Raw genomic sequence first — 15,033 nt, forward strand, 5'->3', positions numbered from 1 at the left:
TCGGCGGTGCCGCCGAGATCGCGACGGAAGCGGTCCTTGTCCAGCTTCTCGTTGGTGCGGATGTCCCACAGGCGGCAATTGTCCGGGCTGATCTCGTCAGCGAGGACGATGCGCATCTCGTCGTTCTGCCACAGCCGGCCGAATTCCATCTTGAAATCGACCAGGCGGATGCCGACGCCGAGGAACAGGCCGACGAGGAAGTCGTTGACGCGGAGCGCCAGGGCCAGAATGTCGTCGATGTCCTGGGGCGTGGCCCAGCCGAAGGCGGTGATATGCTCTTCGGTCACCATCGGGTCGTTCAGCTCGTCGGCCTTGTAGAAGAATTCGACGATCGAACGGGGCAGCTGGGTGCCTTCCGGAATGCCGAGACGGGTCGACAGCGAGCCTGCGGCGACGTTACGCACCACGACTTCGAGCGGGATGATCTCGACTTCCTTGATCAGCTGTTCGCGCATGTTCAGCCGGCGGATGAAATGCGTCGGAACACCGATCTCGTTCAGCAGGGTCATGATGTATTCGGAGATGCGATTGTTGATCACGCCCTTGCCCGTGACCGTCCCCTTCTTCTGGTTGTTGAAGGCGGTTGCATCATCCTTGAAATACTGCACCAGGGTGCCGGGCTCGGGTCCTTCGTAAAGGATCTTCGCCTTGCCCTCGTAAATCTGCTTGCGGCGGCTCATGAGTGGTATGGTCCTCTGGCAGATCCGGAACACGGCTGCCAGTCGAGAAAACGAAGCCGGCGCGGTCAAGCCCGTGGGGCTCCGCGCGAAGCGGGACCATACAGGACGTTGCCGCGGGAAACAATGCGGCGATCATCGCGTTTTGTGCACGCACGGGGGCCTTGCCAAGCACAGGTCCGATCGCCTTATATCCCGGCAAAGGATCCAGTTCTGTCCAGGGGGTTGCCATGGCCGATTTTGGTGAGCGCGAGAAGGGCTTCGAAGCCAAGTTCGCGCATGACGAGGAAAAGCGTTTCCGCGCCGTTGCCCGGCGGAACAAGCTTCTCGGCCTGTGGGCGGCGGGCAAGCTCGGCCTATCGGGCGAGGCCGCCGACGCCTATGCCAAGGAAGTCGTGGTCGCCGATTTCGTCGAAGCGGGTGACGAGGACGTGATCCGCAAGGTGCTGGGCGATTTCAAGGCCAAGGGCCTGGATCTGACCGACCGGCATATCCGGATGGAAATCGAATCCCTCAACGGCCAGATCCTCGCGGAGCTGGAGTGAGTTGGCGGTGGCCCAGGTCACCGTCACCGAGGAGGCGCCCGACCAGCCGGAGGTTGCGGCGCTGATTCGGGCGCTGGACAATTTCCACGCCGACCTCTACCCGGCCGAGAGCAACCATCTGCTCTCGATCGCGGAACTGAAGGCCGCGGGCACGAAATTCGTGGTCGCCCGCCGGGACGGCGTCGCCGTCGGCACCGGCGGCCTGCTGCCGCGCCCGGGCTACGGCGAGATCAAGCGCATGTATATCGCCCCCGAAGCCCGCGGCAAGGGCCTGGGGCGCGAGATCCTGAATGCGCTGCTCCAGCTCGCGGCGCAGGCCGACATCACCGTGATCCGCCTGGAGACCGGGGTGCGCAATGCCGAAGCGCTGAGCCTCTACCGCTCCTTCGGCTTCGCCGAGCGGGGACCCTTCGGCGAATATGTCGCCGATCCCCACAGCATCTTCATGGAACGCCGCCACCTCCGCTGAACGGACGACGACGGCCGGGCTCGCCTGCGTTCCAATTCCCTCGTCCGCGGGGGAGGGAACATGTCGCTGGCGCCGCTCTTGAATGCTTCGATCGCGATCCAGGTTCATGTCGCCGCGGCGCTGCTCGCGCTCGGCATCGGCGCCGGCATCCTGCTCGGCCCCAAGGGCACGGTGCCGCACCGGGTGATGGGCTGGCTCTGGGCCCTGACCATGGGCGTTGTGGCGCTCGGCTCGTTCTGGATCCACGAACTCCGCCTGGTCGGGGATTTCAGCCCGATCCACATTCTCTCGCTCGCCACCCTGATCGGCCTGCCGATCCTGGTCGCGCGGGCACGGCGCGGCGACGTCACTCGGCACAGGCGCGCCGTGCTGCTGCTCTACTTCGGTGCTCTCGGTGCGGCGGGCATCTTTGCCTTCATGCCCGGCCGCATCATGAATGCGGTCGTGTTCGGGTCTTAGCGCGGCAATTCGTCGGCGAAGACCACCATGCCGGTGCAGGCGCCGCTGACGCCGGTGGAGGCCGCCTGGACGAGGCGGGTCTCGCGCTTGCGTAGCGGCACGACGACGGCCGGTTGGGCGGCAGCGGGCGTAGCGGCCGGGGCGGCGGCTTCGGTGGCGGGACGGGTGACGGCGACGGGGCTCATCTTCTTGGGCTCATTGTTGTTTGACGATAGCGTCACAACATCAATGCGCCTTCCCGTATGAAAGATCCGTGACCTGCATCACTCCGTTGCGAATGTGGCGTCGCTGCCACAGCTCATGCATGGGGTGCAAGGGGCTACGGCGGGCCTGGCCGTTAACCCGACCAATATGCTCGGATATTCTGCGGCCATGACGACCAGCGTTTCCCCCGTCCCGGCCGGCCGCCGGATCTTTCTGGCCATGGCGGTCGGCTGCGGCGTCGCCGTCGCCAACCTCTATTACAACCAGCCGCTGCTCGGTCTGATCGCTGCCGATTTCGGGGTTTCGCCCGGGGCGGTCGGCCTGGTGCCGACGGCGACGCAGATCGGCTATGCGCTGGGCCTGCTCCTGCTCGTGCCGCTGGGCGACGCGCTCGATCGCCGGCGCCTGATTCTGGCGCAGGCGGCGGCCCTGACCGTGGCCCTGGTGGTCATGGCGCTGGCACCCGGGTTTTCCGCCGTGCTCGTCGCCTCGGTCGCGATCGGCGTCGCCTCGACCATCGCGCAGCAGATCATTCCCTTCGCCGCCGCCCTGGCCGACGACCGGAGCCGCGGCCAGGTGGTGGGCATCGTGATGAGCGGCCTGCTCGGCGGCATCCTGCTCGCCCGGGTCTTTTCCGGCGTGATCGGCGAACATCTCGGCTGGCGCGCAGCTTATTGGGCGGGGGCGCTGCTCACCCTCGGCCTCGCCGCCATGTTGGGCACGATCCTGCCCCGGGGCGGCGCCCGTTCCGACGCCCGCTATCTGTCGCTGCTCGGCTCGATCGTCGATGTCGCGCGGCGCCATCCGCTGCTGGTCAAGTCGTCCCTGGTACAGGCGACGCAGTTCTGGGGCTTCTCGGTCTTCTGGTCGACCTTGGCGCTCTATCTCGAGGGGCCGCCATTCCACCTCGGCGCCGATGCCGCCGGCCTGTTCGGCGTGCTCGCCTTGGTCGGCGTCTTCGCAGCGCCGGTCGCCGGCCGGCTGGCCGATACCCGGGGGCCCGCCCTGGTGATCGGGGCCGGCCTCGTCGCCGTGGCGCTCGGCTTCATCGATTTCGCCTTCGTGCCCTCGGTCGCCGGCCTGGTGGTCGGGGTGATCGTGGTCGATTTCGGCGTGCAGCTCTCCATGGTCGCCCATCAGGCGCGCATTTTCGCCCTGGAACCGGCGGCGCGCAGCCGCATCAACACGGTGTTCATGACCACGCTGTTCAGCGTCGGCGCGGTCGGTTCGGCGGCGGCCAGCGTCGCCTGGGTGCAGGGGGGCTGGATCGCCGTTTCGATGCTGGGGCTCGGCGCCTCGGTGCTGGGCCTCGCCCTGCACGTCCTGTGGCGGCCGACGACCTAACGGTTCAGCAGCGCGCCGACCACGATCAGCAGGGCCAGGAACTGGACGAGGTTCAGGGCCTGGCTGACGCCGTGCAGGCGACGGAACGGGGCGATCGCTTCGACGTCGCCGGCCGCCTTGCGGTCGCTCAGGGCATTGATCTCGGGCCGGAGCAGCAGGTGGCCGACCAGGAAGCCGATGGCGGTCAAGGCCAACACGGCCCCCATCCAGAGTGGCGGCACGGTCAGGGCGGAAGTCCCGGTCAGCACCGCCATGGCGGGGTAATAGACGGCGAAGGCGTCGCGCATGAAGCGCCCGGCCTGTTCCGGCCCCAGCTTGCCGAACACGAGGGGCGCCATCACGAAGGTGAAGAAGGCCATGCCGCCGAAGGCGAGGCTGGCCAGTAGGCCGGCGAAGGTGCCCATGCTTGTCTTTCTGTTCCGTCTCAGCCGAAGGAGACGATAAGCGCGACGGTCAACAAGGCAAGTGCCCACAGCACGCCGTCGCCGAGCCCGCCGGCCGTGAGGCCCCGCGCCGTCGCCAGCAAAAGGCGCCCGCCGGTCCGGCCGATCGCAGCGGTGAGCGCACTCGCGACCGCGCCGATGCGGCTCAGCATCTCGCCGAAGACCGTGAGGCCCGTGATGGCGCCGGTGACCCAGGCGGGCTTCGGCAAGGCCAGGAAATCGAGCGCATCGGGCCATTGCGGCCAGCGCCGCCGCACCGCCGGCACCATGGTAAGGCAAGCCAGCGAAAGGGCGATTGCCTGGACGATCAGCGGCCCGGCGTGCCAGGCGACCGAGGCCGCAGGCGCGATCAGCGGCCCGAACAGCCCGACGAGCAGGCTGCCGGCGACCAGGAGCGCCGTGGCGGCGGCCTCGCGCAGGCTGATCCAGGGCGCGCCGGGGGCAGGCGTGCAGCGCTCGACCAGCGGGCGGAGACCGACCGCGGCGAAGACCAGGGCGCCCACCACGACGATCACATAATCGGCCCAGGCCATGTGGTGATGGATCAGCGCTTCGCCGATCAGCGCCTTGCCGCCATAGCCGGCGAGCCCGGGCAGGCCGATCGACAGGGCGCCGAGCAGGGCGAGGACGCGAAGCCCCCGGGGCGCCTTTCCGTCCCGGATTTCCAGCGAACCGGCGGCCAGGAACAGCAGCGTCGAATAGAGAATATGGCCGATCGCGAGCAGGACGACGCCCTGCATCGCTTCCGGGCTGCCGAGGCCGATACCGGCGACCATGACGCCGAGCTGGCTGACCAGCGACCAGGACAGGGCGCGCCGCCAATGGGCTTCGAACAGCATGGGGATGGCGGCCCCGACCGCCATCACGAGGCCGAGCCAGAGCAGCGGCTCGGCCCCCGCGAGGGCGGCGCCCAGACTGACCACCGCGACCTTGGTGGCGAAGGCGGCGAGGAAGAGCGAGCCGGTCGGACTGGCGGCCGGATAGGCCGCGACCAGCCAGCCGTGCACCGGGGGCACCGCGACCTTGAGGCAAAAGGCCGCGAACAGCAGCCACAGCACGACCGGCGCATCCATCTGGCCGAGGGCGGCGGCGATCAGCAGCAGCACCCCCGCGGTCACCTGGAGCAGCAGATAGGCGAGGCCGGCACTGAGCGCGCGCGGGGTGCCGCCTGCCATGACGATGAAGGCGGAAGCCAGCGCGATCACCTCGGTCCAGATCGCGAAGCCGAGCAGGGTGCGGGCCGCCAGCGCCGCCAGCGCGGCTCCCCCGGCGATCAGGCCGCCGGCGACCGCGATCCGGTCCGGCCGCTGACCGGCGAACAGGATGCCGATGCCGACCACGAGGTGGAAGGTCACCATCAAGGCGAGTTCCAGCGGCAGGAGGTTGGCTGCCGCCGCCAGGTCGGGGACCAGTGCCAGGCTGGCGCACAGGCCGGCGATGCCGGCGAGCCGGCCGATGACCTCGCTCCGCACGGCAAAGGCGATCAGGCCGGCCAGCAGCAGCGGCCAGCCGGGCGGCAGGCCGCCGCCGAGGAGCGCGTGCGCCATCTCCGTCATGGCAACGTCTCCAGCCCGATCGCCGGGGCGATGAAGGCGAGAATCGCCGGCGCTGCCAGGAACAGCAGGATGCAGCCGGCCGCGGTGATCACCGGCGGCAGCAGCGCGAGCAGGGGTAGGGGGGACGGCTCGTGGCCCGTGTCCGGCAGGGCGTGGGGATCCTCGTCGCGCGGCTTACGGAAGAGAGCGGTGATCACGACCGGCAGGAGATAGCCGAGGGTCAACAGGGTGGAAAGGCCTAGGCAGACGACGAGCAGCACCATGTGCCGCCCGGCCGCCGCTTCGAGCAGCAGATACTTGGGCCACATGCCGCCGAAGGGCGGCAGGCCGGCGACCGAGAGCGCCCCGCCCAGGAAGGAGACGATCAGCAGCGGCATCTGCGCCCCGATCCCGGCGATTTCCGAGAGCTTCTTCTTGTGGGTGGCGATCTGGATGGCGCCCGCGCCGAAGAACAGCGTGATCTTGCCCCAGGCATGCATGACGAGCTGCAGCACCCCGGCGGCGATGGCCAGGGGCTCGCCCAGGGCCACGGCCAGCGTCACCAGGGCGAGCTGGGCCACGGTCGAATAGGCGAGCCGGGCCTTGAGATCGTCCTTGGTCATGGCGATCAGGCTGGCCGCGATCACGCTTCCCCCGGCGACCCAGACCAGCCAGTCCCCGGCCGCCGCCATCGTGGGCAGGCCGAAGATATAGACCGCGATCTTCAGCAGGGTGAAGACGCCAGCCTTCACCACGGCGACGGCATGGAGCAGGGCGGAAACCGGGGTCGGCGCCACCATGGCGGCGGGCAGCCAGCCGTGCAGCGGCATCAAGGCGGCCTTGCCGACGCCGTAAGCATAGAGACCGAGGAGGACGGGCATCAGCGCGGCCGAAACCTTGCCGGCCAGAATGCCGCCGGGGGTGAAATCCAGCGTGCCGGCGGCGACCCAGGTCCAGACCAGCGCCGCCATGAAGGGCACCAGCGAGGTCGCCAGGAGATAGGCGAGATAGCGCCGGGCGCCCTCGATCGCCCCCTCGGTCTGCCAATGGACCACCAGGGGATAGGTCACCAGGGTGAGGATTTCATAGGCGACGAACAGGGTCGCCAGGTTGCCGGACAGCGCGATCGCCATGGCGGCCGAGAGGGCAAGGGCGAAACAGGCATAGAAGCGGGTCTGGCGCGGCGCATGCTCGGCCCGCATGTAGCCGATCGAATAGAGCGAATTCAGGATCCAGAGGCCGGAAGCCACCCCGGCGAAGACGAGGCCGATCGGTTCCGCCTTCAGGGTCAGCGAAAAGCCGGGGACCAGCGTGGCCAGCACCAGGGGGGCTGCCGTGGCGCTGTCGAAGCCGGCGATCATCAGGGCCACGGTGATGGCCAGGGCGGTGGCACCGGCCAGGGTCACTGCCTCGCGGAGGTCCGGGCGGCGCTCGCCCACCAGGGCGATCAGCAGCGCGGTCGCGAGCGGCAGGGCCAGGGCGGCGAGCATCAAGCCGGCGCCGCTCACGACGCACCCCCGGTCAGGGCGGCGGCGATCCTTGTCGCCACATCGAGCAGGGGGCCGCCCTCGATGCCGAGCGCCAGCGTGCCGACGCCGAGCAGGGCCATGGGGGCGGCGAAGATCGGATGCACATCGTGGCGCCGGCCGGGCTTTGCCGGTTTGGCGATCATGCAGGCCTCGACGATGCGCCAGACATAGACGACCGAAATCAGCGAGGACAGCAGGACGCCGGCGGCGATCATGGTCTGCCCGAGGTCGAAGGCCGTCTTGACGACGAGGAGCTTCGAGACGAAGCCGGCGGTCAGCGGCACGCCGATCAGGCCCATGCCGCCGATCATCAGGAAGACGAAGGCGAAGGGCATTTCGCGCGACAGGCCGGCCAGGCTGTCCATCCGGCTGGAGCCCCTTCGGTGCACGATGCCGGCGACGGTCGCGAACATGCCGCCCTTGATCACCGCGTGGTTGATCAGGTTGACCAGGGCGGCGGCGATCCCCGCCGCCCCGCCGAGGCCGAGGGCGACCAGCATCAGCCCGAGATTGGCGATCGAGGAAAAGGCCAGCAGACGCTTGAGGTCGGCCGAGACGACGGCGAGGGCCGAACCCGCGATCAGCATGACGAGGCCGATCGGCGGCAGAACGGTGGCGAAATTGATCCGCCCGATTTCGTCCGGCGTGCCGAAGACCAGCACCGCCAGGCGGATCATCAGATAGAGCGCCACCTTGGTCGCGGTCATGGCCAGGAAGGTGGTCACCGCGGCGGGGGCGAAGGTATAGGCGTTGGGCAGCCAGCGGTGCAGCGGCATCATCGCCGTCTTCAGGGCGAGGCCGACGAAGAGGAAGCTCGCCCCGACCACGCCCGCCCGCTTGCCCGCGAGCGGCAAGCGGTTGCCGAGGTCGGCCATGTTCAGCGTACCGGTGACGACATAGAGGAAGGCGATGCCGATCACCACGAAGGTCGCCCCGACGGCGCCCAGGATCAGGTAGTCGAAGGCGGCGGTGAGTGCCCGCCGGTCCCGCCCTGCGCCGGCCGCGATCAGCACATAGGTCGCGAGCGACGAAATCTCGAGGAAGACGAAGACATTGAACAGGTCGCCCGTGACCACCATGCCGGTCAGTCCGGCGAGGCAGAGCAGGAAGGCGGCGAACAGGCGGGGGCGGTCGCCCGGCGTCACCTCTGGGGCGATCGAGACGGGCAGGAACCAGGCCACCAGGGCGGCGCTGAAGCTGGTCAGGCAAGCCATCACGGCCGACAGCAGGTCGATCCGGTATTCGATGCCGATGGGCGGCGCCCAGCCGCCCATGGCATAGGAGATCACACTGCCGTCGAGCGTCCGGGCGAACAGTACGAAGGCGAGGGCGGCATCGAGGGCGGCGACCACGAAAGTGGCGACCCCCGCCACCCGGGCGCTGCGCAGCAAGGCGATGATCGGGGCCGTCAGCAGGGGCAGGACGACCACCAGCACCGGCGCGTGATCGAGCACGCTCATGCGTGAGGCTCCGCGTCGGCCGGGGCCTCGGGCTCGGTCAGGGGCAACAGCTCGTCCTCTTCGACGGTGCCGAAACTCTCACGGATGCGGACGGCCAGGGCGAGGCCGACCGCCAGCGTGGCGACGCCGACCACGATGGCGGTCAGGATCAGCACCGAGGGCAACGGGTTGGAATAGGTGACGAAGCCGGTTTCCAGGATCGGCGGCGTGCCGCCCGAGACGACCCCCATGGCGATATAGAGGACGAAGACCGAGACCTGGAAGATGCCGAGGCCGATCAGTTTCTTCACGAGATTGCCCTGGGCGATGACGATATAGAGCCCTGTCATCATCAACAGGGCGACGGCCCAATAGGGGAAGAGTCCGACCAGGTCCTTCATGCCTCACCCCGGCCGGCGAAGCGCTGGAACAGCAGGGTCATGACGGCGCCCACGGTCATGAAGACGCCGAGTTCGATCACGGTCAGGCCGATCTGCTGGCCGACCGGCCGCGTCCCGAAGGCGTCGTAGTCGAGGAAGCCCTTGCCCAGCGCCAGGGTGACCAGTCCAGTGCCGCCGTAGGTCAGTACGCCGAGGGTGGCGATGACCCGGAGGACGGCTTCCGGCACCAGGCGGTTCAGCCGCTCGACCCCGAAGACCAGGCCGTAGAGGATCAGGGCGCCGCCCAGGATGGCGCCGGCCTGGAAGCCGCCGCCCGGGCTGTAGGCGCCGTGGAACTGGACATAGGGGGCGAGGAACAGGGTCATCGGCACGAAGAGCGTGGCGATCGCGCGCAGGACCACGTCGCGGTCGGCCCGGGCCGGCGCCTCGCCCCGCTTGCCCGGCCGGGCCTGCGCCCCGCCGATCAGCAGCAGGACACCGAGGGCGGCGGTGAACACCACCACCGTCTCACCCAACGTGTCATAGCCGCGGTAGCTGCCGAGCACGGAGGTGACGACATTGGGAATGCCGATCTCGCCCTCGCTCCGGGTCAGGTAGTGGGGCGCGACATGGCCGTTGGCGGGCGCGCGGGGATCGCCGAAACGCGGCAGGTCGAGCGAACCATAGACCAGCGCCAGGCCGCAGACAGTGGCGACCATGGCGGCGATCGCGGTGGCCGGCCGGCCGCTGCGGCGTTCCTGCCGGCCGGTCAGGCGCAGTGCCGCCAGGGTCAAGACGGTGGAGACGCCGGCGCCGATGCAAGCCTCGGTGAAGGCGACGTCGGGCGCATCGAACAGCACGAAGAGGGCGCAGCAGGCGAAGCTGAAAATGCTCGACAGCATGGCGACGACCAGGAGGTCGCGCATGAAGGCGACGGCGACCGCGATCGCCGCCAGGGCGGCCAGAAGGCCGATCATCAGGAATTGTTCCAAGGCCTATTCCCCCGGTGCCGCCGGCGGCAGACGGTTGCCGTGGAGCGCCGGCCGATGGCCGGAGCGGAAGGCCGCCCGGGCCAGCGCATGGCAGCTCGTCGGCGAAGCGAAGAGCGAGACGGCGAGCACGATCAGCAGCTTCAGGGAGACCAGCGGGTCCGGCGCCAGCAGGGCGAGGCCGGTCAACATGGAAATCGCCCCGGCGGTATCGGTGACGCCGCCGGCATGGGCGCGGGTGTAGAAATCGGGCAGGCGCAGCAGGCCGATGGCGCCGACCAGCACGGCGAGCGCGCCGAGCCCGAGCAGCCCTTCGCCGAGCAGGCGGCGGGCGAGGTCGAGGATCTCGCCCGCGCTCACGATGCCTCCTTGTCCGCGGTCAGGAAGCGCAGTAGCGCCACGGTGCCGATCAGGTTCAGAACGGCGTAGACCAACGCGATATCGATGAAATCGTAACGGTCGGTGGCGAAGCCCAGTACGGCGATCAGCAGGATCGTCTTGGTGCCGATCATGTTGAGGGCCAGCACGCGGTCGAACACCGAAGGCCCGGCGAAGGCCCGAATCAAGGCGAGCGCGAAGCAGGCGAACAGGGCGATGGCGGCGCCGTAGAACATTTCAGGCGGTCCGCCCGCGGAAATTTTCGTCCAGATCGGTGCATCGCCGCGCCATCTCGCCGGTATTCAGCGCCGCAATGCCTTCGCGATGCAGCGCATGGACCAGGAAATGATCGCCCTCGGCGAGCACGGTGACGGTGCCCGGGGTCAGGGTGATCGAATTGGCGTAGAGGGTGCGGCAAAGCTCGGTCTTCTGCGGCGCCGGTATCCAGGCCATGGTCGGCGTCGCCGGGCGGCCGAGGCCGAGCACGCAACGGGCGACGTCCAGGTTCGATTTGGCGATCTCGACCAGCAGCCAGCCCCAATAGACGACAAGTGATGCAACCAGAGCGAAAGGCTGGTATTCCTTTGCGATCAGGCCGAGATGAATGAGCAGCAGGACGACACCGGCGACCGACAGGACGGACGTGACCAGAAGAAAAGGCGAGAAGTGGCCCGAGAGCGCGACCCAGAGAAGATAGAAGGTCGCCCCCAGCAACAGTCTTTGTGCCACCAGTCTCCCTTTCAGACCGTCTGGTTTCAACTTCGGGCCAGTCTGGCTTATCCGGGCCGTAATGGGAACCCTGTGACGTGTTGCGGGGCAGCGAAGCCTTCGCGACGCAGCAATTCTGCATCCATTTGGGAGCAATTTGACTTCACAGGCAAAAATCATTCTTCGTGACAGGATCGGGTCACGGTGGGAATATGGCGTCACAAGAACGCAGGAAAATCTGCGCGTAAAAATAGGGGGATAGCCCGAAAAGGTGACCTGCCCGTCATCTTTTCAGTGTGGGAAGAGTTGCTCATGGAACACATCATGGCGGCGAGTGGCGGCGCCGATATCGCCACAATCGAAATCTCCGGACGCGTGAAATGGTTCGACATGACGAAGGGCTACGGCTTCGTCACGCCGGGTGATGGCCAGGGGGACGTGCTGCTGCATTTGTCGGCCCTTCGCCAGGCGGGACTCGATCATGTCGACGAGGGGGCGACGGTGCGCTGCGAGGCGGTCCGCCGGCCCAAGGGCTTCCAGGCCCTCAGGGTGATCGACCATGATCCGTCGACCGCCCTGCCCAGCGACCGGCTGAGGCCGCCGCCCAGGCGCGCCCTGCCGCAGGTCGAGGAAGCCGGTCCGCCGGTCTCCGCGATGGTGAAATGGTTCAATCGCGCGCGCGGCTACGGCTTCGTCTCGCGCGGCGAGGGAACGCCCGACATCTTCGTCCATATGGAAGTCTTGCGCAGGTCCGGCGTCGCCGAAGTGGCGCCCGGCCAGGCCGTCTCGGTCCGCATCGTCGAGAGCGACAAGGGACCGCAGGTCGCCGAATTGAAACCGAACTAGGCATCCGGTTCCTCGCGAACTATGCCGACGGCGCGTCCCGGGCAGGGTACGCGCCGTTCTTTTGTCTTCAGGGCATCAGGGCATAGTCAGACGGCTTGCCCGCCGTCTTGATCAGGCCGGCCTGCTTCAAGAAGGCGGCGAGGCGGGTGTAGCGGCCGGGGTCCAGCGCCGCGGGCGAGGCCGCCAGGCGCGGCACGGTCAAGGTGTAGGCTTGGCGGTCGAGGTCGTCGTTCAGGTCCGGGTAGGCCTTGACGAAGCCGGCCCAGGCGTCCTCCGGGTGGTTCAGGACATAGGTGGCGCCCTGTTCCAAGGCGGCGACGAAACGGGGCAGGCGCGGGTCCGCCGCCTTGTCGGCCGCGACCACGGCGATCAGCTCGTCATAGGCCGGCACGCCGTGATCCTCGACCGCGAAGATCCGCGCCGGCTTGCCCAGGAGCGCCATTTCCGGGATCTCGAAATTGCGGTAGGCGCCGATCACCGCATCGACCTGACCGGAAGCCAGGGCCGGCGCCAGGGAGAAATTGACGTTCACCAGCTCGACGTCGGACGTCTTCAGGCCGGCCTCGGCCAGCATGGCGCCGAGCAGGGCATCCTCGAAGCCCGCCACCGAATAGCCGATCCTGCGGCCCTTCAGGTCGGCCAGCGTCTTCACCGGCCCGTCGGCCAGCACGGCGACGCTGTTCAGCGGCGTGTCGACCAGCGTGGCGATGCGGCGGAGTGGCAGGCCCTGGTCGACCAGGAGGAGAAGCTGCGGCTGATAGGTGATGGCGACATCGGCCTTGCCGGCGGCGACCAGCTTGGGCGGGTCGTTGGGATCGGACGGGGCGATCAGTTCGACATCGAGACCCTGCGCCTTGAAATAGCCCTGGCTCTCGGCGGCGACCAGGGCGGCATGGTCGGGATTGACCGCCCAGTCGAGCAGCACGGTCAGCTTGTCGGCCGCCAGGGCCGGCGCGGCCGCGAGCAGGCCCGCCAAGGCCAGGGCGATTGTCTTCTTCATCTTATGCCTCCGTCAGGAAATCGGGGATTGAGGCGCGGCCCAGGGGGCGGCGCGGCGAAGCCCGGCGTCGACCAGGCGGTAGAGGGCGACGGCCATGACCGCGAGCACGATCAGGGCGGCGAACATCAGGTCGATCCTGGCCCTGGCATTGGCCTGCAGCATGAGCCAGCCGAGGCCGCCGGCAGCCCCCACCCACTCTCCGACCACGGCGCCGATGGGGGCGACGGCGGCGGCGATGCGCAGGCCCGAGGCGAGCGCCGGCAAGGCGGCGGGGCCGTAGAGGTGGCGGATCAGGCGAAGCCGCCGGCCCGGCCTGGCGCTGCCGCCGGTCATCACCCTTGCCTGGTCGGCCAGGACCGGATCGAGGCGGGTGATGCCGTCCGCCATGGCCACGGTGACCGGGAAGAAGATGATCAGCGAGGCCATGGCGATCTTGGAGGCGAGGCCGAAGCCGAGCCAGAGCACCAGGAGCGGTGCTACCGCGAAGACCGGGATCGCCTGGCTGGCGACGACGAGCGGCAGCAGCAGGTGGCGCAGGTGGCGTGTGGCGCCGAGGCCGATGCCGGCGCCGATCCCCATCAGGCTGCCGACCGCCATGCCGGCCACGATCTCGACGAGGGTGAGCCAGCCGTGGCGGAGCAGAAGGCCGCCCTGGTCCATCAGCGCGCGGGCGACCGCGGCCGGGCCGGGCAGGATGAAGGGCGGTGGCGCGGCCAGCCAGACCACCACCTGCCAGAAGAGGACGAGAAGGGCGAGGGTGGCGATCCCTGCGGCGATCTGTTTCATGCGGCCTCCGCGGCGAGGGCGGCGAGCAGGCGCGACTCCGCTGCGGCGACATCGGCAGCACCCGGATCGCGCGGCAGCGGCCCGGCCGGCACCGCCACCTCGGTCAGCCGGGCCGGCCGCCCGGCCAGCACCAGCACCCGGTCGCCCAGGCGCAAAGCCTCGCCCGGGTCGTGGGTGACGAGGAGGACCGTGCGCCCGGCGATCTCCCGCGCCGTCTCGCCCTGCAGGCGATAGCGGGTGACGGCGTCGAGGGCGGAAAAGGGTTCGTCCATCAGGATGACCGGCCGTGCCTCGTAGAGCGTGCGGGCGAGCGCCACACGCTGCCGCATGCCGCCCGACAGCGCCGCCGGGCGGAGCGCCAGCGCCTCGTGAAGGCCCAGGCGGCCGAGCAGGGCGGCAGCCCGTTCGGGCTCGGCCGCATCGCCGCGCAGGCGTGCCCCGAGCATCACATTGTCGAGTACGGAGGCCCAGGGCACCAGGCAGTCGCGCCGGTCCATCAGGGCGACCCGGCCGGCCAGCGGCCGCCCGTCATCGGCCGCGATCCGCCCGCTCAACCCGGCCGGGGCGAGGCCGGCCAGGGCACGCAGCAGGCTCGACTTGCCGACCCCGCTCGGCCCGAGCAGGCAGGTCGTGCGGCCGGCCTCCACGACGAGGTCCAGGCCCTCGAAATGGCAGGTCGCGCCGAAGCGCAAGTCGGCACCGGTAATCGATACGGCAGGAGACGCGCCGGCACCGGCCGGACACGGAGAAGAAGCCATCGCACCCATCCCTACGCCGGTCTGAACCGGATCAGGTTCTAGGGGTCGTTCCGCGTGGAACCTCTCAGCCGGCGCTCCGGCTCCCCCGAGTGAAGATCGGCGGACTATGACCTGTCGGCGCTTGACGGGCAAGGGGCTCGGCGGCACCGTCCTCGGCATGACCATGCGCCGTTCCCTTTTTGCCGTTCTGGCCCTTCTGTTCGCCTTCGTGGTGCCGGCTGCCGGAAGGGCAGCCACGGTCGAGCCGCTGACCATCGTCGACTCGGCCGGGCAACGCCACCTGTTCCAGGTCGAGCTGGCCTTGACGGAGGAGGAGCGGGAGCGCGGCCTGATGTTCCGCGACCATCTGGCCGCGGACGGCGGGATGATCTTCCTCTATGCCAGGCCCACTGCGATCACCATGTGGATGAAGAACACGCCGATCGCGCTCGACATGCTCTTCATGGACGGCCACGGCACGATCACCCATATCGCCGCCGACGCGGTGCCCTACAGCCTGACCTATATCCCCTCGGGCGGGCCGGCGGTCGGCGTGCTCGAAGTG

At 68.9% G+C, this 15,033-nt stretch carries 20 protein-coding genes and 1 riboswitch; of the genes, 6 read left to right on the forward strand and 14 right to left on the reverse strand.

What is annotated here, in order from left to right:
• A partial coding sequence (gene purC, locus WC493_RS17290) for a phosphoribosylaminoimidazolesuccinocarboxamide synthase (protein WP_373066860.1) occupies window positions 1-680 on the reverse strand: 680 nt, incomplete at its 3' end.
• Between the two features lie 227 nt (window positions 681-907).
• On the opposite strand from purC, the gene WC493_RS17295 reads away from it, so the two are divergent.
• From WC493_RS17295 to WC493_RS17305, 3 genes are read left to right on the forward strand one after another with little or no spacing between them, the layout of a single operon-like run.
• The gene (locus tag WC493_RS17295) at window positions 908-1,222 is read left to right on the forward strand and encodes a DUF1476 domain-containing protein (RefSeq protein ID WP_373066862.1); all 315 of its coding nucleotides are present in this window, start codon (window positions 908-910) and stop codon (window positions 1,220-1,222) included.
• 7 nt (window positions 1,223-1,229) lie between these two features.
• Window positions 1,230-1,691, forward strand: a complete 462-nt coding sequence (locus WC493_RS17300; RefSeq protein ID WP_373066863.1) for a GNAT family N-acetyltransferase — start codon at window positions 1,230-1,232, stop codon at window positions 1,689-1,691.
• A 60-nt stretch (window positions 1,692-1,751) separates the two neighbouring features.
• On the forward strand, window positions 1,752-2,150 hold the full coding sequence (locus WC493_RS17305; RefSeq protein ID WP_373066864.1) for a DUF2306 domain-containing protein: 399 nt from the start codon (window positions 1,752-1,754) through the stop codon (window positions 2,148-2,150).
• Here WC493_RS17305 and WC493_RS17310 read toward each other — a convergent pair.
• Window positions 2,147-2,335, reverse strand: a complete 189-nt coding sequence (locus WC493_RS17310; RefSeq protein WP_373066865.1) for a hypothetical protein — start codon at window positions 2,333-2,335, stop codon at window positions 2,147-2,149. The genes WC493_RS17305 and WC493_RS17310 overlap by 4 nt on opposite strands.
• Before the next feature lie 187 nt (window positions 2,336-2,522).
• Between WC493_RS17310 and WC493_RS17315 the strand changes: the two genes are divergently transcribed.
• Entirely contained in the window at window positions 2,523-3,698 is a 1,176-nt protein-coding gene (locus tag WC493_RS17315) for an MFS transporter (RefSeq protein WP_373066867.1), read from the forward strand.
• On the opposite strand, the gene WC493_RS17320 is transcribed toward WC493_RS17315, so the two are convergent.
• Genes WC493_RS17320 through WC493_RS17360 form a run of 9 tightly spaced genes read right to left on the reverse strand, consistent with a single transcriptional unit; the run spans window position 3,695 to window position 11,120 of the window.
• Window positions 3,695-4,102: a DUF4149 domain-containing protein gene (locus WC493_RS17320; protein ID WP_373066868.1), complete on the reverse strand. Its 408-nt coding sequence runs from the start codon at window positions 4,100-4,102 to the stop codon at window positions 3,695-3,697. The genes WC493_RS17315 and WC493_RS17320 overlap by 4 nt on opposite strands.
• Window positions 4,103-4,122: 20 nt before the next feature.
• A complete protein-coding gene (locus WC493_RS17325; protein ID WP_373066869.1) occupies window positions 4,123-5,697 on the reverse strand; it encodes a proton-conducting transporter membrane subunit in 1,575 nt (524 codons plus the stop codon).
• Window positions 5,694-7,184, reverse strand: coding sequence for a complex I subunit 5 family protein (locus WC493_RS17330; protein ID WP_373066871.1), 1,491 nt, complete (start codon window positions 7,182-7,184; stop codon window positions 5,694-5,696). The genes WC493_RS17325 and WC493_RS17330 overlap by 4 nt, the downstream gene beginning before the upstream one ends.
• The gene (locus WC493_RS17335; RefSeq protein WP_373066872.1) at window positions 7,181-8,665 is read right to left on the reverse strand and encodes a proton-conducting transporter membrane subunit; all 1,485 of its coding nucleotides are present in this window, start codon (window positions 8,663-8,665) and stop codon (window positions 7,181-7,183) included. The genes WC493_RS17330 and WC493_RS17335 overlap by 4 nt, the downstream gene beginning before the upstream one ends.
• Complete coding sequence (locus tag WC493_RS17340) at window positions 8,662-9,045, reverse strand: cation:proton antiporter subunit C (RefSeq protein WP_373066874.1); 384 nt, start codon at window positions 9,043-9,045, stop codon at window positions 8,662-8,664. Before WC493_RS17340 ends, WC493_RS17335 begins: the two co-directional genes overlap by 4 nt.
• Window positions 9,042-10,016: a DUF4040 domain-containing protein gene (locus WC493_RS17345; RefSeq protein ID WP_373066875.1), complete on the reverse strand. Its 975-nt coding sequence runs from the start codon at window positions 10,014-10,016 to the stop codon at window positions 9,042-9,044. The genes WC493_RS17340 and WC493_RS17345 overlap by 4 nt, the downstream gene beginning before the upstream one ends.
• Before the next feature lie 3 nt (window positions 10,017-10,019).
• Window positions 10,020-10,373 carry a monovalent cation/H(+) antiporter subunit G gene (gene mnhG / locus WC493_RS17350; protein ID WP_373066876.1) on the reverse strand — a complete coding sequence of 118 codons (354 nt, stop codon included), beginning with the start codon at window positions 10,371-10,373 and terminating at the stop codon, window positions 10,020-10,022.
• Window positions 10,370-10,627, reverse strand: a complete 258-nt coding sequence (locus tag WC493_RS17355) for a monovalent cation/H+ antiporter complex subunit F (RefSeq protein ID WP_373066877.1) — start codon at window positions 10,625-10,627, stop codon at window positions 10,370-10,372. The genes mnhG and WC493_RS17355 overlap by 4 nt, the downstream gene beginning before the upstream one ends.
• Before the next feature lies 1 nt (window position 10,628).
• The gene (locus WC493_RS17360) at window positions 10,629-11,120 is read right to left on the reverse strand and encodes a Na+/H+ antiporter subunit E (RefSeq protein WP_373066879.1); all 492 of its coding nucleotides are present in this window, start codon (window positions 11,118-11,120) and stop codon (window positions 10,629-10,631) included.
• A gap of 291 nt (window positions 11,121-11,411) precedes the next feature.
• Here WC493_RS17360 and WC493_RS17365 point away from each other — a divergent pair, with 291 nt between their 5' ends.
• Entirely contained in the window at window positions 11,412-11,945 is a 534-nt protein-coding gene (locus tag WC493_RS17365) for a cold-shock protein (RefSeq protein ID WP_373066880.1), read from the forward strand.
• 67 nt (window positions 11,946-12,012) lie between these two features.
• Here WC493_RS17365 and WC493_RS17370 read toward each other — a convergent pair whose 3' ends face one another.
• The 3 genes from WC493_RS17370 to WC493_RS17380 all read right to left on the reverse strand — a co-directional run bounded on the left by WC493_RS17370 (window position 12,013) and on the right by WC493_RS17380 (window position 14,489).
• Window positions 12,013-12,945: an ABC transporter substrate-binding protein gene (locus WC493_RS17370; protein ID WP_373066881.1), complete on the reverse strand. Its 933-nt coding sequence runs from the start codon at window positions 12,943-12,945 to the stop codon at window positions 12,013-12,015.
• Between the two features lie 12 nt (window positions 12,946-12,957).
• On the reverse strand, window positions 12,958-13,731 hold the full coding sequence (locus WC493_RS17375; protein WP_373066882.1) for an ABC transporter permease: 774 nt from the start codon (window positions 13,729-13,731) through the stop codon (window positions 12,958-12,960).
• Entirely contained in the window at window positions 13,728-14,489 is a 762-nt protein-coding gene (locus WC493_RS17380) for an ABC transporter ATP-binding protein (RefSeq protein WP_373066884.1), read from the reverse strand. Before WC493_RS17380 ends, WC493_RS17375 begins: the two co-directional genes overlap by 4 nt.
• Window positions 14,480-14,586, reverse strand: a riboswitch (TPP riboswitch). (Overlaps the previous gene by 10 nt.)
• Window positions 14,587-14,595: 9 nt before the next feature.
• On the opposite strand from WC493_RS17380, the gene WC493_RS17385 reads away from it, so the two are divergent.
• Window positions 14,596-15,033, forward strand: a 438-nt coding sequence (locus WC493_RS17385; protein ID WP_373066885.1) for a DUF192 domain-containing protein, incomplete at its 3' end; no start/stop codon positions are given.

Origin of the sequence: Zavarzinia sp., from assembly GCF_041650655.1 — a bacterium.
Lineage (GTDB): Bacteria > Pseudomonadota > Alphaproteobacteria > Zavarziniales > Zavarziniaceae > Zavarzinia.